A 22,929-nucleotide genomic window follows, 5' to 3' on the forward strand; every position below is an offset into this window, starting at 1 on the left:
AGGTTTACACTTGTTTAATTTTTAATCTAATTTTCAGTTCGGATTATCTATGGATCTCGCCTTCGACCGCCAGCACATCTGGCATCCCTACACTTCAACCCTCACACCTCTGACCTGCTATCCGGTGACCCATGCCGACGGTGTCTCCCTCTATCTTGAGGATGGTACAGCGCTGGTAGATGGCATGTCTTCCTGGTGGTCCGCCATTCACGGTTATAATCATCCGCGCCTCAATCAGGCCGCTCACCAGCAGATTGATAAGATGTCTCATGTTATGTTCGGCGGTATCACCCATCAGCCGGCGATTGATGCCTGCCGCAAACTGCTGGATCTGGCTCCGGATAATCTGCAACATGTTTTCCTGGCTGATTCCGGCTCAGTCGCAGTCGAAGTAAGCCTGAAAATGGCGCTGCAATACTGGCACGCGAAAGGCGAACAGCGACCAAAGTTTCTGACCCTGCGCCACGGCTATCACGGTGATACCTTCGCCGCGATGTCAGTCACCGATCCGGACAATTCGATGCACAGTCTGTACAAAGGCTTCCTGCCGGAGCATCTGTTTGCTGAGTCGCCGCAAGGCGGCTTTTGGCAAGAGTGGGATGACAACGACATCGCCGATTTCCGTCGTCAGCTGACCGCCAATCATACTCAGATAGCGGCCGTCATCATGGAACCTATCGTACAGGGTGCAGGAGGAATGCGTATTTATCACCCGCAGTTCCTGCGTGAAGTGCGCGCCTTGTGTGATGAATTTGGCGTCTTGCTGATCCTGGATGAAATTGCCACCGGATTTGGTCGCACCGGCAAGTTGTTCGCCTGCGAACACGCAGGCATTGCACCGGACATTCTGTGTGTCGGTAAAGCGCTGACCGGTGGTTACATGACCTTATCGGCAGCCCTGGCCAGCAAAGATGTCGCAGATACAGTGTGTGGCGGTGAGGCCGGCTGCTTCATGCACGGACCGACTTTTATGGGTAACCCGCTGGCATGTTCGGTAGCGGCTGCGAGTCTGAAATTAATTGCAGAAAATCATTGGCAACAACAGGTTAAACAGATTGAGCAATGCTTTGCTGAACGTTTACCTCTCCTCAACCACTATCCGCAAGTCAAAGCAACACGCTGGCTTGGCGCTATCGGGGTGGTAGAAACACATCATCCGGTGCACATGGAAGCGATTCAGGCATTGTTTGTCGAACATGGGGTGTGGATTCGCCCGTTTGGCCGTTTAATCTATATGATGCCTCCGTTTATCAGTGAAGCACATCATCTCGACCAACTGCTTAACGCGGTAGAAGCAGCCTTAAAGACCCCGGAATGTTTTCAGTCGTAGCAAGGCTTTCAGCACAAAGACCGTTTTTGGGTTAAACCTTCGGGCTTAGCACCGTTTGTTAGTAATCGATATTTGTTAGCAGTACATATTTGTCAGAAATAGAATTTTGTTAGCGATACAAAATGGCCACCGGCGCTCAGGCGCCGATGGCCATTAATAAAAGGAGTCTGGTTAACAGCACTGCTTTACCACCAGATTCGCCAATACTTATACCGCGTGCTGGGTCACATAATGCTGCCAGTACTGGTAAGCCGTGGCCATGGCTTGTTCGCGATCAAGGGTCTTGGCAAACAGAAACCGCAGTCATGGTGGCAACCACGCTATTGGCCATCTGTACTTTATCCTCTTCTGCAGTGCCAAGCGGGCAATCAGCAGGTAATGCAATATCAGACAGGTATTGTTCAGGCCAGTAATAACTGTGTACACCGTCGGTTTGGCTCAGCCACACCGTCTGACTCACTTTCGGGTTATATTCCGACTCACCGGATTGCCCTTTAAACGACACGACAGCATGCGCTGTCTTACCAATCACGTGCTCAACTTCCGCGTGCAGCTGCTGAAAACCCGGGTGAAAGCTACCGCGCAGGCCAATCTCAGCGCCACCAGGATTAAGCGCCCGCACCACGGTATTGATCGGTGTACGCAAACCATAGCGGTTTTTCCAGCTCATCATCAGCTCAGCCTGAGGTGCAAACGCGCTCAGCGGCAAATAGGCGATATTACCGGTTTGCAGCAGGAGTTCGGCATGGTCTGCATCGGATGCCAGCGGTACCTGGCAAGCGGTCAGGTAATCCTGAGCATGTTCACGGGATGCGGGTTTGTCATTGTAGCCGTGCATTAAGATCTTATGACCGTTATCTGCCATGATTCTGGCCGCCAGCAGATGCCATGGTTTTCCCGCCGCAGCGCGTTTACCGGCGTAACATGGCCAGTCAATTTCTGCACCAATCGCCGGCACCCGGGACTGGAATGCTTTTACAAATCCGCCGATTTCCGCATTGGTCTCATTCTGGACCCTGATCAGCATCAGCAGCATGGCCATCTGGTCATCACCCACTTCACCATTCAGATACTCATCCATCACTTGATAGGCTTGATCAAAAGTCAGTGGCTTACGCCCGCGTTTCTCCGCGCCCTACCGTGCGAATACATTCCAGAATCGTACTCATTGCGACCTCATTCCTGTGCACAGCCGATGATACGGCCGTGGTTATTTTGTTATTTATCGCTTTGTTTTACCACGTAATCGTTACGGGTCAATAGCCAGCAGTGATAACACACTTCTCTCTTTCAGTATCGTACAACTTAGCAGCGAAAGGCTGACAAAATCAGCGACGCAAAAATCGCATCGGATTCAAGGCATACGGTGCATGCTAAGCAGTCAACAAAGCGGTATTAGTAAAATAAAAGCGCCCTATTTTGCATAAAACAGGGCGCTTTGTTCTAGGTATTAACTTGGACGAGTTATCTTTAATCAATTTAACATTTGCAAAGCTCGTACCAAAAACTAAACCATTAAAATTCAATACGTTATAAATTAGCATATCAAAACAACGCACCCGATTTGTGCATCATGCCCTATCAGCTATCATTCAGGGCTATTTTAGGTCCCCTATTTTAAGGTATAAAAAGATTTAAGGTATAAAAAAACCGGCAGTTTCAATGCCGGTTTTGGTATTTATATGTCTGAACCGGAGATTAACCGATGTGAGTCAGACCACCCATGTATTTATGCAGTACTGCCGGAATCTCGATACGACCGTCGGCTTGCTGGTAGTTTCTCCAGGATAGCAACCATAGTACGGCCCACAGCCAGACCAGAACCGTTCAGGGTATGAACCAGCTCAGGTTTCTTCTCACCTTTACGGCGGAAACGTGCTTGCATACGACGCGCCTGGAAATCCCACATGTTTGAGCAAGAAGAGATTTCACGGTAAGTTTTCTGTGCTGGAACCCAGACTTCCAGATCGTAAGTCTTACGAGCGCCAAAGCCCATATCACCGGTACAAAGCACCACTTTGCGGTAAGGCAGCTCCAGCAGTTGCAGAACTTTTTCTGCGTGGCCGGTCAACTCTTCCAGTGCCGCCATTGAATCTTCTGGCTTGGTAATCTGAACCAATTCCACTTTGTCGAACTGGTGCATACGAATCAAACCACGCGTGTCACGACCGTAAGAACCTGCTTCTGAACGGAAACATGGGGTATGCGCTGTCATCTTCAGAGGCAGATCTGCTTCTTCTGAAATGGTGTCACGAACCAGGTTAGTTACCGGCACTTCAGCTGTTGGAATCAGAGACAGACGACGAGGCTCTTCATCACTGGCTTTTTCGGCCAATGGTTCAGTGTGGAACAGGTCTTTACCGAATTTAGGCAGCTGACCAGTACCAAACAGCGTGTCAGCGTTCACCAGGTATGGCACGTACAGTTCGGTGTAACCGTGCTCATCGGTATGCAGATCCAGCATGAACTGCGCAATCGCACGGTGCAGACGGGCAAACTGACCTTTCATCACCACAAAACGTGCACCAGTGATCTTGGTTGCGCTGGCAAAATCAATACCGTCGCCCATTTCACCCAGGTCAACGTGATCTTTGACTTCAAAATCGTACTCTTTCGGTGTACCCCAACGAGACACTTCAACGTTGTCGTTCTCATCTTTACCATCTGGTACTGAATCATCCGGCAGGTTAGGCACACTTTGAGTGATCGCTTCCAGTTGGTTCTGAACAGCGTCCAGCTCAACTTTCTTCGCGTCCAGGTCAGCACCCAGGTTACCGATTTGCTTTTTAACTTCCTCAGCACCGGCTTTGTCACCTTGTGACATCAGCTGACCGATTTGCTTGGAGATGGAGTTACGCGTGGATTGTAAATTTTCAACTTCTACTTGAATGGACTTACGTTGTTCTTCAAGTGTACGAATTGCGTCTACGTCGAGTTTGAAACCGCGACGCGCTAGTTTTGCAGCTGTTTCATCCAGCTCTGTACGAAGTAATTTAGAATCCAGCATTGCTAATCCTATGCTTTTAAGTTGCGAAAAAACGCGTGTGCTTCCTTTTTAACCAAAGCCACGCGTATAGAAATTTATTGGGTCAAAGATAACGAAAAGTGACTAGTTTTCATAGCGCTTTCGTGGGCTTTTTGCGTCCAGGTCGGCCAGATAATCTAACTTTTCACCAATCTTAGTTTCTAAGCCCCGTTTGGTTGGCTCATAGTAGCGAGTTCCGGTCATTTCCGGTGGCAGGTAACGTTCACCGGCGGCATAAGCACCCGGTTCGTCATGGGCGTAGCGGTATTCCTCACCATACCCCATATCTTTCATCAGTTTGGTCGGCGCATTACGCAAGTGAATCGGCACTTCAAACTCCGGCAAATTCTGCGCGTCATTGAGGGCCTGAGCCCAGGCGGTGTAAACAGCGTTGCTTTTCGGCGCACAGGCCAGATAGACAATCGCCTGAGCAATCGCGCGTGTCCCCTCGTAGGCACCAACCCGATGGAAACAATCCCAGGCTGATAACGCCACCTGCATCGCACGCGGATCCGCATTGCCGATATCTTCCGAAGCGATCGCCAGCAACCGGCGCGCGATATAAAGCGGATCACAACCGGCGCTAATCATCCGCGCCGCCCAGTACAGGGCACCATCCGGGTTAGAAACCGCGAATCGATTTGTGCACAGCCGAAATCAGGTCATACCAAATGTCACCTTTGTTATCAAAGCGCGCCACTTTTTCGCCGGCCACTTCGGCCAGCAAGCTGATCGTGACCTGCTTGACGCCCTGCTCATCCGGCTCTGCCATATCATACAGCAGCTCGAGATAATTGAGTGACATACGGGCATCGCCGTTCACCAGCTCTGCCAAACGTTCCAGAACCTGGTCATGAAATTCAGCACTTTCCTTACCAAGGCCACGTTCACTATCGGCTATGGCCTGATTCAGAGCCTGCAGGATTTCGTCTTTACTGAGCGATGTAAGCTTATAAACCCGCGCACGGGATAACAATGCGTTATTAAGTTCGAATGACGGGTTTTCCGTTGTCGCTCCGATAAAGGTCACCGTGCCATCTTCGATATGCGGTAAGAAAGCATCCTGCTGAGATTTGTTAAAGCGATGTACCTCGTCGACAAACAAAATAGTTCGCCTGCCCGCCAACTTGTTTTCCCGCGCTTTCTCAATCGCAGCGCGAATTTCTTTCACCCCGGAAGTCACCGCTGACACACGCTCCACTTCGGCATTAGCATAGTTGGCCGCCACTTCAGCTAAAGTGGTTTTGCCGGTGCCCGGAGGCCCCCACAAAATCATCGAGTGAATTTGACCCGCTTCCAACGCCCGGCGCAACGGTTTGCCCGGTCCGAGGATATGCTGCTGACCAATATACTGGTCAACGGTTTGTGGTCGCATACGTGCTGCCAGAGGACGAAAATCTTCGTCCCCGGCAAAGTCAAAGCTGTAGTTACTCAAGGTGATAGTTACTCAGGGTGATTGCTACTCAAGGTTATCGCCATTCAGGGTGATCAGTCACTGACTGTGCGGTTTATTCTGTGCGCTGGTCGTCCACTTCTACGCCATCCGGCACTTTAAAGGTAAAACGACTCTTTGGTGGTGTTTGCGAAGACACGTCATCAAAGGTAAACAGGCTTTGTTGCCCGTCCTGCTCAATCACGGTAAAGCCTTTCACCACACCTGCATTGTTAATAGTGATTTGGAACTGGCCCTGATTGGAGTCGACCGCGGTCGGAGTCAGGGTAAACACATCACCGTTTTCTTCAACCCGGTATGCGTCCCAGTCACTGGCACGGTTGCGGGTCAGCAGCACAAACGGTGTCTGTTTCTGTCGCCTGGGCCTGGTCATAAATGGTGACTTGCTCGATAAACGGGCTGTAGTACCACAATGATTTACCGTCCGAGACCAACAAGTTTTCGTCCGGTGCCTCGGTTTGCCAGCGGAACAGGCTCGGGCGGGCGATATCCACTTCACCGTTACCTTCCATTACAACGTCACCGTCCGGACTGACGACCTGTTGCTCAAATTTAGCACTAAAACCATCGGTCATCGCCAAACGCTCACTGAGCGTCTCTTTGGGTGAGGCGAAAACGGAAAAACTGCAAAAACACAGTGCTAGCCATTTGTTCATTCTGTCACAGCTCCTAGCTATTGGGGATAAGGAAGTTATAGGCGTTTTACTTCCTTATTGTGTCAATCCTGTGTGGGAAAAGTTCGATTCACGCGAATCAAAGTCATCAAAAACTCACCGCGTGGTGACTCACCATACGGCCGATACTTCGACTTACAGTGACGATATCAGCCAACAGCCAATCCGCAGCACTGCTTGAACTTTTTGCCACTGCCACAAGGGCAGGCGTCATTACGGCCGATATCTTTAAACGGATTAATACTCTGCGCTTTTGAGCCAAGCATGGCTTCATCGGCAGCCAGAGCGACTTCATGAACCATGAGGTCCAGTTGCTTGATCATCGAGGCCAGGTTTGGCGGTGAATCGTAGCCTGCCGCTTTCATTTCCGCGTGCGTCTGCTCTTCATCAATCGCCAGCATCAGGGTCGTCAGCAGAGCTTGCAGCATACGCACCGAACCATCTGACAGATGGACTTCATGCCACAACGGCTCAACGTGCGGCCAGACATTCATAAAACCTTCGGCAAAATCAGCCAATGCCTCTTCACTGGATTCAGGTTGCGCAGCCAATAGTGCCAGCAAGCCGTAACTGTTCTGCTTTAACTGATTGTACTGAGCATGGATCTGCTCCACGACTGCTGGTTTAATCGCACCGGCCTGCTCACCAAACACGGCTTGCAACCATTCTTCAGGGTCGAGCGGTTTCGTCGCCAGATTGGCGGCATATACTGCACCTTCAATAAACAACGGTGATTGATCACACTCATCCTGAGTCAGATTGACTAGCTGATAGCTCATGGGGTCTCTTATATTTCATCAATGGCGAAAGCGGCATTATACCCAAACTGACCCGCTTGTGTGTGCCGATTTCCTCACAACTGCAGGCTTCCTCGCCAACAAAACCAATAACAACCGCTTCGCCGACCGGGTATGGCGTGACATTTGGGGTACGCCACACTACAATCTCGCCTCAATTTTGAACGGCAATGATAAAACACACTATGCGAGTAATTTTAGGCCCGATGGAGGGCGTACTGGATCACCTGATGCGTGAGATGCTGACACAGATTAATGATTATGATTTCTGTGTGACTGAGTTTGTGCGCGTCGTCAGCCAGCCATTGCCGGATCACGTGTTTTATCGCCTCTGTCCCGAACTGAAACAGAACTCACAAACGGCCTCCGGCGTACCGGTCAAGGTCCAGTTACTGGGTCAGGATCCGCACTGGATGGCAGAAAATGCTATTCGCGCCGCCGAACTGGGTGCGTGTGGCGTTGACCTTAACTTTGGTTGCCCGGCCAAAATGGTAAACCAGAGCAAGGGCGGCGCAGCGTTGCTGCAACATCCGGAGTTGATTTACCAGGTCATCAAAGCCTGCCGTGAAGCTGTGCCTGCCGATATTCCGGTCACGGCCAAAATTCGTCTGGGCTGGGAAAATCCTGATGACTGCTTTGAAATTGTCGATGCGGTGGAGCAGGCAAAAGCCGATGAACTCACCGTGCATGCCCGTACCAAAGCCGGTGGTTACAAAGCCAATGAAATTAAATGGCATTACATTGACCAGATTCGCCAGAAAACGTCACTACCGCTGATTGCTAATGGCGAAATCTGGAACTATCAGGATGGTCAGGCCTGTATCGAAACCACCGGGGTTGATTCATTGATGGTCTGTCGCGGCGCATTGAACGTCCCAAACCTGGGTAATATTGTTAAGCACAACCACACTGCGATGCCCTGGAATGAAGTGGTTGATCTGCTGCTCAAGTATTCCGCTTATGAAGTGCGCGGCGACAAAGGCAAGTACTACCCGAATCGCGTTAAACAATGGTTTTCTTACCTGCGTCAGGCCTATCCTCAAGCAGCGGACCTGTTCCGGGAAATCCGTACCCTAACCCAGGTCGACCCTATTGTCGATCACTTGAAACGTTATCGTGATGAATTGGACGCAGTCAGCGCCTAAAAAATCAGGCCCCGGATGGTGATATCCGGGGCCTGATTTCTTTTAGTTTTATAAAAAGGTACGTGATAAACAGTTTCTAGCTGCGCGAGCAGACCTTTATACCCAATACCGATTAACTCAACAGTAAGCTATCATCCGACAGTTCTTCACCGCGCACTTTGGAGAACATTTCCAGCAAGTCAGGTACATCCATGTTAGCGCGCTGCTCACCGGCCACATCCAGCACAATATTGCCCTGATGCAGCATCACTGTGCGATCACCACACGCCAGCGCGTCTTTCATCGAGTGGGTGACCATCATCACCGTCAGATTGAACTCAGTGACGATTTTCTTGGTCAGATCGATGATAAATGCCGCCATACGCGGATCCAGTGCTGCCGTATGCTCATCTAAAAGCAGCAGTTTACTGTCCGACAACGTCGCCATCACCAGGCTGACAGCCTGACGCTGACCACCTGACAACAGACCGATACTGTCACCGAGGCGATCTTCCAGGCCTAAGCCCAGAATACTGATCCGCTCCTGAAACAACTTACGACGATTGCTCGACAAAGCATGTTTCCAGCCACGACGTTTACCACGCATGTACGCCAGAGCCATATTCTCTTCAATGGTCAGGGCACCACAGGTACCGGCCAGCGGGTCCTGAAACACACGCGCGCACAGATTTGCACGGCGATCGACACTCTGGCGCGTAACATCAATATCATCAATCAACACCTGCCCGCCCACCATCGGCGTTTCACCAGTGACAGCGCCAAGCAGCGTCGATTTACCGGCGCCGTTCGACCCAATGACGGTCAGGAACTGATGCTCAGGAACTTCAAGATTCACGCCACGCAGAGCGCGGTTTTCGAGGATAGTGCCAGGATTAAAGGTCACTTGAATATCTTCTAACCGAATCATAGCGCTTCTCCTGACGACTTACCCTGCTTGCTTTTTGGTGTTTTGGATTTCATATTGCGTTTCACACGCGGCATGATCAGCGCTGCGGCAACCAGCACGGCGGTCACCAGGTTCAGATCTGAAGCCTGTAAGCCAAACATGCCTGAACTCAGAGCAAAGGCCACAGCCAGACGGTACAACACCGAGCCGACAATCACAGCGACCACTGCCACCCAGATTTTACGTCCCGGGATCAAGGTCTGGCCCAGAATCACCGCCGCCAGGCCAACCACTATGGTACCGACACCTGAGGTAACATCCGCAAAGCTGTTGGTCTGAGCGAAAAGTGCGCCGGCGAAACCGACAAAGCCGTTTGAAATCGCCAGACAAAAATACGTATAAAACGCTGTGCTGGCTCCCTGAGCCGCCACCATACGCGCGTTAACGCCCGTGGCACGCAGACCGAGGCCAAAGTCACTGTTGAGCAGACGAATAATAAACAGCGCTGAGATAACAACCAGCACACCGACCACTAACGGACGAATCCACATCGCGTCGCCCATGGCTTCGAACGGGGTCAGAATGGTGTCTTCACCAAGCAGCGCCAGGTTCGGACGTCCCATAATGCGGATGTTGATCGAGAAAGCGGCAATCATGGTCAGAATCGAGGCCAAAAGATGCAAGATGCCACAACGTACAGTCAGAAAAGCGGTCACCCAACCCGTTGCCATACCAGCGACGATCGCAAGGCCTGTTGCCAGCCAAGGGTCGATACCCGATACAATGGCGGTTGCCGCAACCGCTGCGCCCATCGGAAAACTACCATCGACACTCAAATCGGGAAAATCGAGCACCCGGAACGTCAGATAAACGCCCAAAGCAACCAACCCGTAAATCAGGCCAACTTCTAAGGCCCCAAAAAATGCAAAAGCAGACATACAAACTCCCTTTTCTGCTTAATTCTGAGCGGCCCGCAGGCCGCTCAGTCAGGTTCAGCGCAACAATTCACTGCCGCACTGCCATTTATTATTTTACGCTGGTCGCGCGATCCAGGACGGATTGCGGAATGGTCATACCCAGTTTGTCAGCCGCGGTTTTGTTGATCACCAGATCCGAACCTTTCGCGACTTCAACGTTCAGGCTACCCGGTTTGGCACCGTCCAGGATTTTCGCCACGTAGTCTGCAGTCTGGACACCAATCTGGTAGTAGTCAAAGCCAAGGCTTGCCACAGCACCACGCTCAACATAGGAGGTTGCAGCACCAAATACCGGTGTTTTCGCCTGGTTTCGCCGCCACAATCATACCTTCAATCGCACTGGCGACGGTGTTGTCGATCAGAGCATAAATGATGTCTGACTTAGCAGCGATGGCTTGAGTGGCTGACTGAACATCGGCACTTTTCAGTGCGGTTGCTTCAACCAGAGTCAGGCCATGTTTATCGGCAGATGATTTGAGCAGTTCCATCAGGCTGACCGCATTGGCCTCGCCCGGGTTGTAAACCACGCCAATCGATTTCACGTTAGGCATCAGCTCTTTAATCAGCTCTACGTGCTGCTCTACCGGAGAAAGATCCGACAGACCGGTGACGTTTTTGCCCGGCTGTTCCATCTGCTTAACCAGCTTGGCACCGACAGGATCCGTTACTGCAGTAAAAACGATAGGGATAGATTTGGTTGCAGCAACCAGAGCCTGTGCGGTCGGGGTCGCAATCCCAACCAGTACATCCGGGTTTTCACCGACAAACTGACGAGCGATCTGAACGGCAATTGCCGGGTTACCCTGCGCGGTTTTAAAATCAAACTCGAGGTTTTTGCCCTCTTCATAACCTTTGGCTTTCAAACCATCTAACAGGCCCTGGCGAGCGGCATCGAGCGCCGGGTGTTCAACAATTTGTGATACTGCGACTTTGGCGGTTTTCGCCATAATGCTTTGCGACGAGAGTAATGCAGCGCCCACCAGAACAGCGGTCGCAATAGCTTTGCGTGCTTTCATCTTAACTCCTTGATATAAAGCTTTTTTATTTTAGTGCTATGTTGTGTTTTTTCTTCGTTGTATCCACTGCGTACAACTAACAACATTATTACCAGTTAGTTCGGGTAAAGGGAAGCGAGAGTTAACAGGAAAATAACAAAAAGAGAGCTGGGAATATGGTATCGCGCGCAAATTTGAGAAGAGTTCACTATTTGAGCATTTATGAGTCCGGGTCGCTTACCGGCGCCACGCATGCAAATTAAGTTGAAGATGCAGCCGTGACTGCGCCAGTTTGTGATTTAACTAATTTGTGATTTAACTAACGAGCTCATTAGCGCTGTACGGACCAATAAGAAGTATTAGGCCATTACCCGTTAGATGTTAGACGTTAGAAAGAAGCAACTGGTTGAATATTGTTTTAACAATATTGAAAGAGTGATTAGGTTGTAAAACTTCTGTTTAAAAAAACATCTGTTTACAAAAAATGAGAGGATAAACTAAAGGCCGTACTATTGAACATCGCACGACCAACAAAATACCATCAAGATAGCAACAAAAGTGACTCATTATATTAATACAGTTGAGCACATATTAAATTAATTGAATAACTAATTTATTTGTTGAGTCTTTAAACGCATCAACGGCAACTTTATAAAGGTAACTTCAGTAATGGCATCTTCAGTGCCAATAGAAGAGCTCAAGCTGCCATCAAGGCTCAGAAACCAGCGCTCAAGCGCCGTTTCATCCAACTGGCGAAATGCCCGGTTCAAAATCGCGGCCAATTCTTTATAGCGTGGCTTGGAGTTGGCCGGTTCGAGTGCAAACCCCGTCTCGATGATTTTTTCATGCAGCTCATGATACCAATGCGCCAGAGCCGGCGGCAGTTGGGTATTCGCACGGTTGCCCAGCCACCATATCCCTTGCAGCGGCAGGCTTATCGCAAACAAAGCGACCACAATCGTCTGCGGCATTGCGCCAGCGTTGTGAAAGGTCATTTGCGTCAGCACACTGATCGCGGCTACCGCCGGCATCACTTTAATCGCGAAGCGCGTCGCCTTGATGATGCGTGGTTCCGGAAACAGCAGATTCAGCTCTTTGCGCATCGGCCAGCTGTCCATGTACTTCTGACCATCTTTTAGGCTGTGGATGATTCCTGCTTTATTACTCATACCATTCCCCTCGTTAAAGCTGCCAATCGCTCTTTAAAAAATAGTTGAACGATTCAACAAATGGCGTAAAAATTTGACAAATTATAATATTCTTTCAAATTTTTTTTGTTATCTTGACCTAATATCGCTATCCTTTGCGCATTCTCAATCTCATTGTTGCCCGTAATTATTATTTAAGCAACTCTGCGATGAATGCAGCACGGATTGCACCGACGATTACACTGACACTGTCACGTCTCTATTATACGGAAATTGAAGCTTTATTGACCAAGATTAGTAACGATCCTGTATGGGTCAGCTATTCTTGAGATTAATTTTTGTCCTAACCGATTATTACAGGTAGTTACTCATGTCTAAGCTAGTTTTAGTTTTAAACTGCGGTAGTTCTTCACTTAAGTTCGCTGTTGTCGACGCACAAAATGGCGACGAGTACCTTTCAGGTCTTGCTGAATGTCTACACCTTCCAGAAGCACGTATCAAGTGGAAACTTGACGGCAAGCACGAAGCTCAACTGGGTGATGGCGCTGCACACGATGAAGCTCTGACTTTCATCGTTGAAACTATTCTTGCTTCTAAGCCAGAACTGGCAGCTCAACTGAAAGCCATCGGCCACCGTGTTGTACACGGCGGTGAGCAGTTCACTCAATCAGCACTGATCGACGAAACTGTTCTGAAAGGTATTGAAGACGCGGCTAGCTTCGCTCCTCTGCACAACCCAGCGCACATCGTTGGTATTAAAGCAGCTCAGAAAGCATTCCCTGCACTGCAGAACGTTGCCGTATTCGATACCGCTTTCCACCAAACTATGCCAGAAGAAGCGTACCTGTACGCGCTGCCATACAACCTGTACAAAGAGCACGGCATCCGTCGCTACGGCGCACACGGTACGTCTCACCTGTTCATCGCACGTGAAGCAGCAGAGCGTCTGGGTAAACCAGCTAGCGAACTGAACATCATCAACTGCCACCTGGGCAACGGTGCGTCTGTTTGTGCAATCAAGAACGGCCAGTCAGTTGACACCTCTATGGGTCTGACTCCACTGGAAGGTCTGGTTATGGGCACTCGTTGTGGCGATATCGATCCTGCGATCGTATTCCACCTGCACGACACGCTGGGTTACTCAGTGGCTGACATCAACAAGATGCTGACTAAAGAGTCTGGCCTGCAAGGTCTGACCGAAGTGACTTCTGACTGCCGCTTCGTTGAAGACAACTACGGCACTAGAGAAGAAGCGACTCGTGCAATGGACGTATTCTGCCACCGCCTGGCGAAATACGTTGCAGGTTACACAGCGAGCATGGACGGTCGTCTGGACGCTATCGTGTTTACCGGTGGTATCGGTGAGAAACTCTGCACCAATCCGTGAAATGGTTCTGAACCGCCTGGCTATCTTCGGTATCGAAGTAGACGGCGCAGCTAACCTGAAAGCACGTTTCGGCGGCGAAGGTGTTATCACAACTGAAAACAGCCGTATTCCAGCGATGGTTATCTCAACCAACGAAGAACTGGTTATCGCTGAAGACACAGCTCGTCTGACCAACATCTAATCAGATTCCCTGGCTAACTCCTCGAGTTAGCCAGTGTTTTTTAGGGGCTCAACACCCGCTCTGTCACTCTCATCTTGCAGATCGCCTGTTGGGCTTTGTTCCTTTCAATCTAAGCTCCTTAGATTTTAAACAATAGTGTTGAGGTACTTTAAGAATGTCCCGTACTATTATGCTTATCCCAACCAGTGCCGGCGTTGGTCTTACCAGCGTAAGCATGGGTTTGCTGCGTGCTATGGAACGCAAAGGCGTAAATGTTTCTTTCTACAAGCCAATCGCGCAGCCACGCAGTGGCGGCGACCAGCCTGACCTGACTTCTACCATCATCAGTGCAAACAGCAGCATCAAACTGGCTCAGCCAATGTCGATGCCTGAAGCTGAAGGCCTGATCGGCGGCGAGAAAATGGACGTACTGCTGGAAACTATCGTTGAGCGTTACAACCAAATCAATAAAGATTCGGAAGTAACTCTGATCGAAGGTCTGGTTCCGACCCGTAAGCATCCGTTCGCTAACCAGGTGAACTACGAAGTAGCAAAAACGCTGGGCGCAGAGATCGTTTTGGTTGCCACTCCTGGCACCGACAACCCATCTCAGCTCAAAGAGCGTCTGGAAGTGGCCTGCTCTAACTTCGGCGGCGTGAAGAACAAAAACATCGCTGGTGTGATCATCAACAAGCTGAACGCTCCGGTTGATGAAGCAGGCCGTACTCGTCCTGATCTGTCTGAAATCTTTGACGATTCTGACGCAGCGACCAAAGCAAACCTGGAAGTGATGCAGATCTTCAACTCCAGCCCAATCCGCGTTCTGGGTTGCGTGCCATGGAATGTTGAACTGATCGCGACCCGTGCTATCGATATGGCGAAGCACCTGAAAGCTGAAATCGTTAATGCCGGTGAGATCAACACTCGCCGCGTGAAGAGCATCACTTTCTGTGCCCGTTCACTGCCACACATGATTGAGCACTTCAAACCAGGTTCACTGCTGGTGACTTCAGCAGACCGTCCGGACGTTATCGTTGCGGCATCTCTGGCAGCGATGAACGGCGTTGAGATCGGTGCTATCCTGCTGACCGGTGGTTACGACATCCCGCACGAAATCGAACAGCTGTGTAAACCTGCTTTCGAATCAGGCCTGCCAATCTTCAAGGCACAGGGTAACACCTGGCAAACTTCGCTGAACCTGCAAAGCTTCAGCCTGGAAGTTCCGGCGGACGATAAAGAGCGTATCGAGTTCGTTAACGATCACGTTGCCAGCCACATCGACGGCCCTTGGATCGACTCTCTGAGTGAAGGTACTCAGGGTATTCGTCGTCTGAGCCCGCCTGCGTTCCGTTACCAGCTGACTGAGTTCGCTCGTCGTGCCGGTAAACGTATCGTTCTGCCTGAAGGTGATGAGCCACGTACCGTTAAAGCTGCATCTATCTGTGCTGAACGCGGTATCGCGACTTGTGTCCTACTGGGTAACCCGGATGAAATCCGTCGCGTAGCCGCGCAACAAGGTGTTGAACTGGGCGCTGGCGTTGAAATCATCGATTCTGACGCTATCCGCGAAAACTACGTTGCTCGTCTGGTTGAGCTGCGTGGCGCGAAAGGCATGACTGAAGTAGTTGCTCGCGAGAAGCTGGAAGATTCAGTATTCCTGGGCACCATGATGCTGGAAGCCAACGAAGTCGACGGTCTGGTTTCTGGTGCCGTTCACACAACGGCCAACACCATCGTTCCTCCGTTCCAGATCATCAAGACAGCACCAAATGCGTCGATCGTTTCTTCGATCTTCTTCATGCTGCTGCCTGACCAGGTTCTGGTTTACGGTGACTGTGCAATCAACCCGGATCCAACCGCTGAGCAACTGGCTGAGATTGCTATCCAGTCAGCAGATTCTGCCGCTGCATTCGGTATTGATCCTCGCGTAGCGATGATCTCTTACTCGACCGGTACTTCAGGTAAAGGCGCTGACGTTGATAAAGTACGTGAGGCGACTCGCCTGGCACAGGAAAAACGTCCCGACCTGGTTATCGACGGTCCGCTTCAGTACGACGCAGCGATCATGGAGAACGTAGCAGCTTCTAAAGCACCTAACTCTCCGGTTGCAGGTAAAGCGACAGTATTTGTGTTCCCAGACCTGAACACAGGTAACACCACTTACAAAGCGGTACAGCGTAGTGCTGACCTGGTTTCAATCGGTCCGATGCTGCAAGGAATGCGTAAGCCGGTGAACGACCTGTCACGCGGCGCACTGGTTGACGATATCGTCTACACCATCGCTCTGACTGCAATTCAGGCAGACCAAGAGCAAAAATAATTGCTTATGACTGAAGATAAAGGCCTTCGCACTGCGAAGGCCTTTTGTTTATTTGTGCCCTGCCCTTGTGAAAAGCACTGACACATGAAACAACCAGCTGATGATATTTAGATAATCCACAGCGTCAGTAAACCAAGCCCGACGGACAGCAGCATCACCGGCATCACTCTTATACCGACCTGCCTGTCACCCACGACCCAGGCCATCCCCATTTTCACCAAGGTATTAACCGAGGCAGCAATCACAATACCCAGCGCCGCAGTATGATTATCCAGCCCGTCTGAACTCTGCCTCGCCAGAGCGAGTGTGATCGCATCGACATCGGTAATCCCGGACACCGCGGCCAGCACCAGGGTGCCAGCTTCACCAAACCACTCTGACAAAGCATGCGATAGCAACATGATCAGAGCCAAGACCAGGCCAAACCACAACGCAGATTGCAACGCGAGCGGATTGTTATGGCGTTTTTCCTGTTCACTTTGTTGTTCAGAAGCCACCGTCTCAGCGGATCGCCACAATAACCATGCCGGCAGGTAAAGCGCCAGCATCATCACTCCGACCACAGGCGCCAGCATCGGCAGTAAATTCTTGTTAATCAATGAAAGCACCACCAACAGCCGCGGGAAACATGGTGCCGCACGACAGCAGAATACCGCACGCCAGCAAAGGACTGATGTCAGCCCGCTCACGCGACAACTGGGAAAATTGCAAGGTTAAAGCGGTCGATGAGCTAAGCCCCGCAAACGCAGCGGTAAACAGCACGCCGCGTCGGGCACCACCGATACGAATGGCAAAGTAACCAATAAAAGAGATGCTGGCGATCAGTACTACCATCCACCAAATCTCATACGGATTCAGAGCGCCCCAAGGGCCGTAACTCTGATTGGGTAATAGCGGCAGCATCACAATCGAAATCAACATCAGTCGCAGCGCTGCGTCCAGTTCATATTCCTGCAGCTTTTGCAGCGCCTGGTGCAGCTCCTGCTTATTATCCAGCACCAAGGCGGTGATAACCGCCGCGACGGCCGCCAACACCGGATTGCCGGACACAGCCAGGCTGCCGATGACAAAAGTGACCAACAAGCTCACCACACCGGTAATGCTGATATCCTGTGATTTACGCTGCTTAAGCACAAACGCAATGCAGGTAACAATCACCAGTGCTAACAGCGCAAAACCAAGCAGCAACGGCGAATAACGTTCAGCCAACACCGCCGATAAGCCGCCATACAAACCAACCAAAGAGAAGGTGCGAATACCGGCCACCCGCGACCCTTCGACATTATGCCGGGTTACCCAGCCACGCTGCGTACCGACAATGGCACCCAGCAAGAGAGCAATAAGCAGATTCCAGATAACACTTTGACTGACGTTGGTAAGCTCCATAATAACTCCATCACGAGTTAATCCCGCTAAGCAGGCTCATGGCACAAGTACCCTCTAATAAGTGTATAAGGTTTTGATAAAAATGGAGTTCATATTTCAGATAAAACAAACCCCGGCCAATCAGCCAGGGCTTGTCGGATTGCACTGAGCAAGCGCTGCCGCTAGTATGTCAAACGCCTAAATACCTTCACGGCCGTGCGGCGTGTCCAGATCCAGATCCGGTCCCACCGGCACAATCTGAGTCGGATTGATAGTGGTGTGACTGAAGTAATAGTGACGCTTGATATGATAAAAATCGGTGGTCTCTTTGACGCCCGGCACCTGATACAACTCTTTCAGATAACCGTTCAGATTCGGATAGTCCGCAATGCGTTTTTTATTACATTTGAAATGACCGACATACACCGCATCAAAACGAATCAGTGTGGTAAACAGACGCCAGTCCGCTTCAGTGATCACATTACCGGCTAAGTAACGATGGGTCGCCAGGTGGCTGTCCACCTTATCCAGTGCCGCAAACAGAGAATCATACGCTTCTTCGTACGCTTCTTGCGTGGTGGCAAAACCACAGCGATAAACACCATTATTGATGTTCGGATAAATAAACTCGTTCCACTCATCCACCAACGCCTGCAGGTGCTGCGGATAGTAGTCATCCTGGTTACCCGTCAAGTCGTTGAATGCGGTGTTGAACATACGGATGATTTCAGACGATTCATTGCTGACAATGGTGTTAGTTTTCTTATCCCACAAGACAGGTACAGTCACACGACCGGTGTAATCTGATTTGGCCTGAGTGTAAATCTGATGCATACGAGTATGGCCAAACAGCGGCTCAGGGATACCAAAAGTCCAGCCTTCTGCCAGCATATCCGGACAAACGATAGTGACATCAATATGCTCTTGTAACTGCTTGAGCTGACGGAAAATCAGAGTTCGGTGTGCCCACGGACACGCCAGCGATACATACAAATGATAGCGTCCGGACTCCGGAGTAAATTTTGCGTCTGGTTTGTTTTCCACCCAGTCACGAAAGCCTGCGTCTTCACGCACAAAACGGCCGCCACTGTTTTTTGTGTCATACCAAACGTCGTGCCATACACCCTCGACTAATTTACCCATGATTCACCTCGTTAAAATGCTTTTGTCTCTTAATTAAGACCATTATAGATAGGCGAAATCGGGAAATAACCGGGAAGGATTGGCTTAGTTATTCGAAAAATTTGAACTAGGTGAGAAACAAGCGGTAAATGTCACAACGGGAACATAAGCATCATTGACTCAACCAATTAGCACTCAAAGAGCAATCACCTCATCAATGGCAGCAGGTGTAACCGAAACAAACGGAGAGGCCAATCAATCCAGAGTGAGCATCAACAAACAAAAAAGTTCGGCCATACACCCGGCCGAAGCCGGGAATATGTACCGAACCTTTACATGCTTACCTGAACAGTATTAGCTGTTGGTTGGATCGTGCTTAATGATATCGCTCAACAGCAAACTGGTGATATCCGAGCTGCTCGACTGGTCGTTAAGACCAAACTGACTCGCACTTCCACTCAACACGATAGACTGGCTGTGACTGTCTTCACCCGTGCCGGTTTCAAACGTCAGTTCGATGTCGTTGTCTTCCACTTTGACATTGACGTGTGCCAGCAGATCTTCCATCGAATCACGTCCCAGGTCTTCCATCATTTGTGACAGATCCAGCTTGTCACCTTGGTGGAAATCAGTAATCACATCCATCTGGTGTTTGTATTCATGGTCATTCTGGAACTCACCATCAAACACAAACAGGTCATTACCTTCACCACCAGTCAGAATGTCGTTACCCAGACCTCCAACCAGGATGTCATCACCGGCGCCGCCGTTAAGTGCGTCATCGCCTGTGCCGCCACGTAAGGTATCGTTACCGTCACCACCGAACAGATGATCGTTACCAGAACCGCCGAAGATAAGATCGACACCACCTTCGCCATAGATGTAATCATCACCGCGGCCGCCATGCGCAATGTCAACATATGCGTTACTTGCTCCGCTGATATTAAGCGCACTGTCTTCATCATTCGGATCGACTAGCCAATCGCTGTCATGACCCGTACCAAAGGCCTCCATGACTTCCTGGGCTGCTGCTTGCTTCTGTGCAGCAGTGGCATTGTCATCCAGACCTTCAACATGGCTGTCGCCAAGGAAGATAACGTCATCACCATCGCCAAGGAACACATCATCACCACCGGCACCGACGTTTACTACAAGGCCATTTTCACCGTATTCAACAACGCTGGATGTACTCGCGATATCCACAGGAAACCGAAGACCAGTGGACCGAATCACCATCATTGAACACATGCACGGTATCAACAGCGTCAAGCGTGGAGTTAATATCGTAACCGGTGACAAACGTCATGGTGCTGGAGCTGGAATCCCCATCATTATCGGTCAGGGTATAACCAAACTCGATGCGCTGAGATTGATCTTGATTAGCACCTATGAAACGGTAATCTCCGCTAACTAAATCGATAACTAATTGGTATTCATTGTCTCGATAGATGGTAAGTTCATGACTATCAGAGTTATACCAGGCGCTTAGGTTATTATCACATCCGGTTCTGTATACACAATTCTGGTCAAAACTAAACACCACCCCTTCAACAGTCAACTGACTTAAATAACCGCCATCAGCACCAAAACTATTCCCGCTCTCAGTTAAAGAGCCTTCAATAATCTTAACTTGCGACTGTTGGATCACATTCGGAAGATCACTTGCTGCAGACACAACGACCGCAGAGCTATCTGTGTTGTTAAAGCCATCGTAAGCAATCATATTTAGCTGGTCTACGTCGACATTAGAGCCAAACCCGTACGAAATACTAGTGATCCCGTTAGTCTCCAGATGGTCTAACCATGTAGCTAGTTCAGACCGATTTACAGAATTGTCATTCTTCCACGGACCGAACCCGTCATGCCCATTCGGTTTGCCGTCGGACAAGAAATAACTCACGTTTGTTGCATCGCTAAGAGAACTACCTTCACTCCACTGCTGTGCTGCAAACTCTAATGCTTCGTCATAGTCAGCTTGCCCTTTAGCCTGAGACGGATTGCTTGTAGAGCCATTGTCATAGAGATTGTTAACCAGAGCTAGCGCATCGTCTACATCAAGCCATGCAGTTGAACCCTCAAGCCATGCAGTATCACTAAACACAATCAACTGAACTTTGGTTTCACCTAATGACTGATACTGCTCGAGAATATCAGTCACTGCCTCTCTGACATCATTCTGCCCATTTGATGAAGCTGAAATGTCAACGATCAACTGAACATTAGCACCTTCCTTAGTTTGCGGAGCAGAGAAACTCGAATATCTCAGAAGTAGTAGGTACATCATCTTCAATAGCAATCGCAATGTTACCCGAAGTTGAACCAACACCGTTTGCGGCAGTAACCGGCACCTCTAGAGTCAGAGTGTCTGAGTTTTCAGGATGATCAATCGCCCCAAATAGTTCTGTGCTCACGTGCCCATCACTGTCCACGACTACTTCAATCACCCGGTCACCGTTAGCCAAGCCGGTCAGAGTCTGGCCATCGTTCGACAGTTGCCACTGGATAGTGTCTCCGTTTGAGCTCAATGTTTGCTCAGGCACCTCAAGCGACAGTGTCCCTTGACCAGTTAACGTAACATCACCTTCATCCGTGGCAGAATCAGTGATGCCATTGTTTGGCTGATCCAATGAAGAATCCGCAATACCGTTATCCAACCCCTCTTCCGAGACAGTCAGCATTAGATTACTTACTGTTGGTGGTGTTAGCGGAGTGACAGCAAAGCCGCCAATCGCGATATCACCATCGCCATCAGTGGCATAAACAGTGAAATTAATATCCACGTCACCATCAGTGGCTGACATCGCCTGATACTGATAGAACTCCCATTGACCAGTTGCCGGAGTGAATTCCAATCGGAACACTAGTGAACCATCAATGCCCTCACCTGTAATAGTGTTAGTTCTATTACCATCAGTGACAATCAGAACCCCTGGTGCGATTTCCCAGTCAGCATCATTAAAGCCCAACGCGATAGAGCCTACGCCATCAGCACCCCACTCAACATCAACCTGTCCGCTTCCATAAGCTATCGATTGCGGTTCGGTCGTATCTGAGCCAATAAACTCAATCGACTTAATAGTAAAGTCGCTGTTGTCGCTGTCGTTGCCAACCTGGTTGTCCGTGGCCCGAATAACCACTTTGTCAAAACCGCCATCCTGAGCGATGATAAAATCAGCGGACGCATTACCATTATCATCTTCAGATGCAAAAGTCTGAGTCGAGATCAAAACACCATCACGCCAGAACTCAACTTCACCCGACTCTTTTTCACCACCATAGAAGTAGCCAAAGTCAACGCTAAATCCGTAAGCGACTGTCCCTTCATCGAGAGTAATGATGATCTCTTCCGATGCTCCTTCACCATCAACCTCACGATAATCCACTTCATTATCTAAACGGTGGTAAGGTGAAGGACCACTAACACCAATACCCTCGCTTGACGAAGAAACCGTGCGGTCGACTAAGGTCAGATCACTTTCCGAAGCAAAACCTCTCGCACTAATAGTGAAACCTTGGTCAGAAGAAGCGTTGTAATTGCATAGATTAAATTTACCAACCAGAATTTCTGGAATATTGGTAACGACTAATGCTTGTGGCTCACTTACCGTCGCGACCGGTGAATCATCCTCAACCGAAATATTGATATTGCTTTGCGTCACGGTTTGACCATCAGAGACCGCCAACGTAACGCTAAATTCCAGTACATCCTCTACAGAAGTAACAGCATGATCAATCGGGGCTTGCAATTCAACGCTATAACTCCATTGGGTTGAACCGTCCTCAGGTTCTGTCAACGTTACCGTCACCACAGACTGATAATCTTCACCACCAAGTTCACCGACATATCCAATTAATGTATTGCTTGCAGTATCCCAATACCAGGTTACATCTTCGCCACCACTGGTCAAACTCGCTGAACTAGATAGCGACAGTATCAGAGCATCACCGTCGACATCACTGACATCGAATGTACCGGTCGCTTGTTTGCTGTCCGTAGTGTCCACAGGACCATTAGTATCAGGGTTACCACCCGGAAGTCCCTCTTCAGATACCGAAACAGAGCTAATATTCTCAATCACCGGAGCATCATTGACGCTATGGACTTCAACACTGATCTCTTTTGTCGCTGTAGCACTCTGTTCTGA

At 49.8% G+C, this 22,929-nt stretch carries 10 protein-coding genes and 8 pseudogenes; 4 read left to right on the forward strand and 14 right to left on the reverse strand.

What is annotated here, in order from left to right:
* Positions 1-49: 49 nt before the first annotated feature.
* Positions 50-1,330, forward strand: coding sequence for an adenosylmethionine--8-amino-7-oxononanoate transaminase (bioA, locus tag ABDK09_17205; GenBank protein XAW88746.1), 1,281 nt, complete (start codon positions 50-52; stop codon positions 1,328-1,330).
* Between the two features lie 207 nt (positions 1,331-1,537).
* On the opposite strand, the pseudogene ABDK09_17210 reads toward bioA, so the two are convergent.
* The 5 genes and pseudogenes from ABDK09_17210 to ABDK09_17230 all read right to left on the reverse strand — a co-directional run bounded on the left by ABDK09_17210 (position 1,538) and on the right by ABDK09_17230 (position 7,261).
* A pseudogene (locus ABDK09_17210) lies at positions 1,538-2,499 on the reverse strand (glycosyl transferase family protein).
* A gap of 529 nt (positions 2,500-3,028) precedes the next feature.
* Positions 3,029-4,337 (reverse strand): annotated as a pseudogene (gene serS, locus ABDK09_17215) (serine--tRNA ligase).
* 102 nt (positions 4,338-4,439) lie between these two features.
* Positions 4,440-5,790, reverse strand: a pseudogene (locus ABDK09_17220) (replication-associated recombination protein A).
* Positions 5,791-5,863: 73 nt separating this feature from the next.
* Positions 5,864-6,464 (reverse strand): annotated as a pseudogene (gene lolA, locus ABDK09_17225) (outer membrane lipoprotein chaperone LolA).
* A 167-nt stretch (positions 6,465-6,631) separates the two neighbouring features.
* Positions 6,632-7,261, reverse strand: a complete 630-nt coding sequence (locus ABDK09_17230; protein XAW88747.1) for a YecA family protein — start codon at positions 7,259-7,261, stop codon at positions 6,632-6,634.
* 203 nt (positions 7,262-7,464) lie between these two features.
* On the opposite strand from ABDK09_17230, the gene dusC reads away from it, so the two are divergent.
* Complete coding sequence (gene dusC / locus ABDK09_17235; GenBank protein XAW88748.1) at positions 7,465-8,424, forward strand: tRNA dihydrouridine(16) synthase DusC; 960 nt, start codon at positions 7,465-7,467, stop codon at positions 8,422-8,424.
* A 112-nt stretch (positions 8,425-8,536) separates the two neighbouring features.
* Here dusC and ABDK09_17240 read toward each other — a convergent pair whose 3' ends face one another.
* The 4 genes and pseudogenes from ABDK09_17240 to yfbV all read right to left on the reverse strand — a co-directional run bounded on the left by ABDK09_17240 (position 8,537) and on the right by yfbV (position 12,451).
* Positions 8,537-9,331 (reverse strand): ABC transporter ATP-binding protein, encoded by a 795-nt coding sequence (locus ABDK09_17240; GenBank protein XAW88749.1) that lies wholly within the window; start codon positions 9,329-9,331, stop codon positions 8,537-8,539.
* Positions 9,328-10,248, reverse strand: a complete 921-nt coding sequence (locus ABDK09_17245) for an ABC transporter permease (protein XAW88750.1) — start codon at positions 10,246-10,248, stop codon at positions 9,328-9,330. The genes ABDK09_17240 and ABDK09_17245 overlap by 4 nt, the downstream gene beginning before the upstream one ends.
* Positions 10,249-10,336: 88 nt before the next feature.
* A pseudogene (locus tag ABDK09_17250) lies at positions 10,337-11,303 on the reverse strand (ABC transporter substrate-binding protein).
* A 698-nt stretch (positions 11,304-12,001) separates the two neighbouring features.
* A pseudogene (yfbV, locus tag ABDK09_17255) lies at positions 12,002-12,451 on the reverse strand (terminus macrodomain insulation protein YfbV).
* 349 nt (positions 12,452-12,800) lie between these two features.
* On the opposite strand from yfbV, the pseudogene ABDK09_17260 reads away from it, so the two are divergent.
* Both ABDK09_17260 and pta read left to right on the forward strand, forming a co-directional pair.
* Positions 12,801-13,998, forward strand: a pseudogene (locus ABDK09_17260) (acetate kinase).
* Between the two features lie 154 nt (positions 13,999-14,152).
* A complete protein-coding gene (gene pta, locus ABDK09_17265) occupies positions 14,153-16,297 on the forward strand; it encodes a phosphate acetyltransferase (GenBank protein ID XAW88751.1) in 2,145 nt (714 codons plus the stop codon).
* Positions 16,298-16,404: 107 nt separating this feature from the next.
* On the opposite strand, the pseudogene ABDK09_17270 reads toward pta, so the two are convergent.
* From ABDK09_17270 to ABDK09_17290, 5 genes and pseudogenes are all read right to left on the reverse strand, one after another.
* Positions 16,405-17,683, reverse strand: a pseudogene (locus tag ABDK09_17270) (MgtC/SapB family protein).
* Positions 17,684-17,860: 177 nt separating this feature from the next.
* Complete coding sequence (locus ABDK09_17275; GenBank protein XAW88752.1) at positions 17,861-18,805, reverse strand: glutathione S-transferase family protein; 945 nt, start codon at positions 18,803-18,805, stop codon at positions 17,861-17,863.
* A gap of 333 nt (positions 18,806-19,138) precedes the next feature.
* Positions 19,139-19,987, reverse strand: coding sequence for a type I secretion C-terminal target domain-containing protein (locus tag ABDK09_17280; protein ID XAW88753.1), 849 nt, complete (start codon positions 19,985-19,987; stop codon positions 19,139-19,141).
* Complete coding sequence (locus ABDK09_17285; protein ID XAW88754.1) at positions 19,956-20,996, reverse strand: vWA domain-containing protein; 1,041 nt, start codon at positions 20,994-20,996, stop codon at positions 19,956-19,958. The genes ABDK09_17280 and ABDK09_17285 overlap by 32 nt, the downstream gene beginning before the upstream one ends.
* A gap of 19 nt (positions 20,997-21,015) precedes the next feature.
* Positions 21,016-22,863 carry a hypothetical protein gene (locus tag ABDK09_17290; protein XAW88755.1) on the reverse strand — a complete coding sequence of 616 codons (1,848 nt, stop codon included), beginning with the start codon at positions 22,861-22,863 and terminating at the stop codon, positions 21,016-21,018.
* Positions 22,864-22,929: the final 66 nt, after the last annotated feature.

It is taken from the genome of Vibrio sp. CDRSL-10 TSBA (assembly GCA_039696685.1).
Lineage (GTDB): Bacteria > Pseudomonadota > Gammaproteobacteria > Enterobacterales > Vibrionaceae > Vibrio.

Excerpts from the sequence above, each read along its gene's own strand:
- ABDK09_17245 (XAW88750.1), bottom strand. The coding sequence starts at position 10,248 with ATGTCTGCTTTTGCATTTTTTGGGGCCTTAGAAGTTGGCCTGATTTAC.
- pta (XAW88751.1), top strand. The coding sequence starts at position 14,153 with ATGTCCCGTACTATTATGCTTATCCCAACCAGTGCCGGCGTTGGTCTT.
- dusC (XAW88748.1), top strand. The coding sequence starts at position 7,465 with ATGCGAGTAATTTTAGGCCCGATGGAGGGCGTACTGGATCACCTGATG.
- ABDK09_17240 (XAW88749.1), bottom strand. The coding sequence starts at position 9,331 with ATGATTCGGTTAGAAGATATTCAAGTGACCTTTAATCCTGGCACTATC.
- ABDK09_17230 (XAW88747.1), bottom strand. The coding sequence starts at position 7,261 with ATGAGCTATCAGCTAGTCAATCTGACTCAGGATGAGTGTGATCAATCA.
- bioA (XAW88746.1), top strand. The coding sequence starts at position 50 with ATGGATCTCGCCTTCGACCGCCAGCACATCTGGCATCCCTACACTTCA.
- ABDK09_17275 (XAW88752.1), bottom strand. The coding sequence starts at position 18,805 with ATGGGTAAATTAGTCGAGGGTGTATGGCACGACGTTTGGTATGACACA.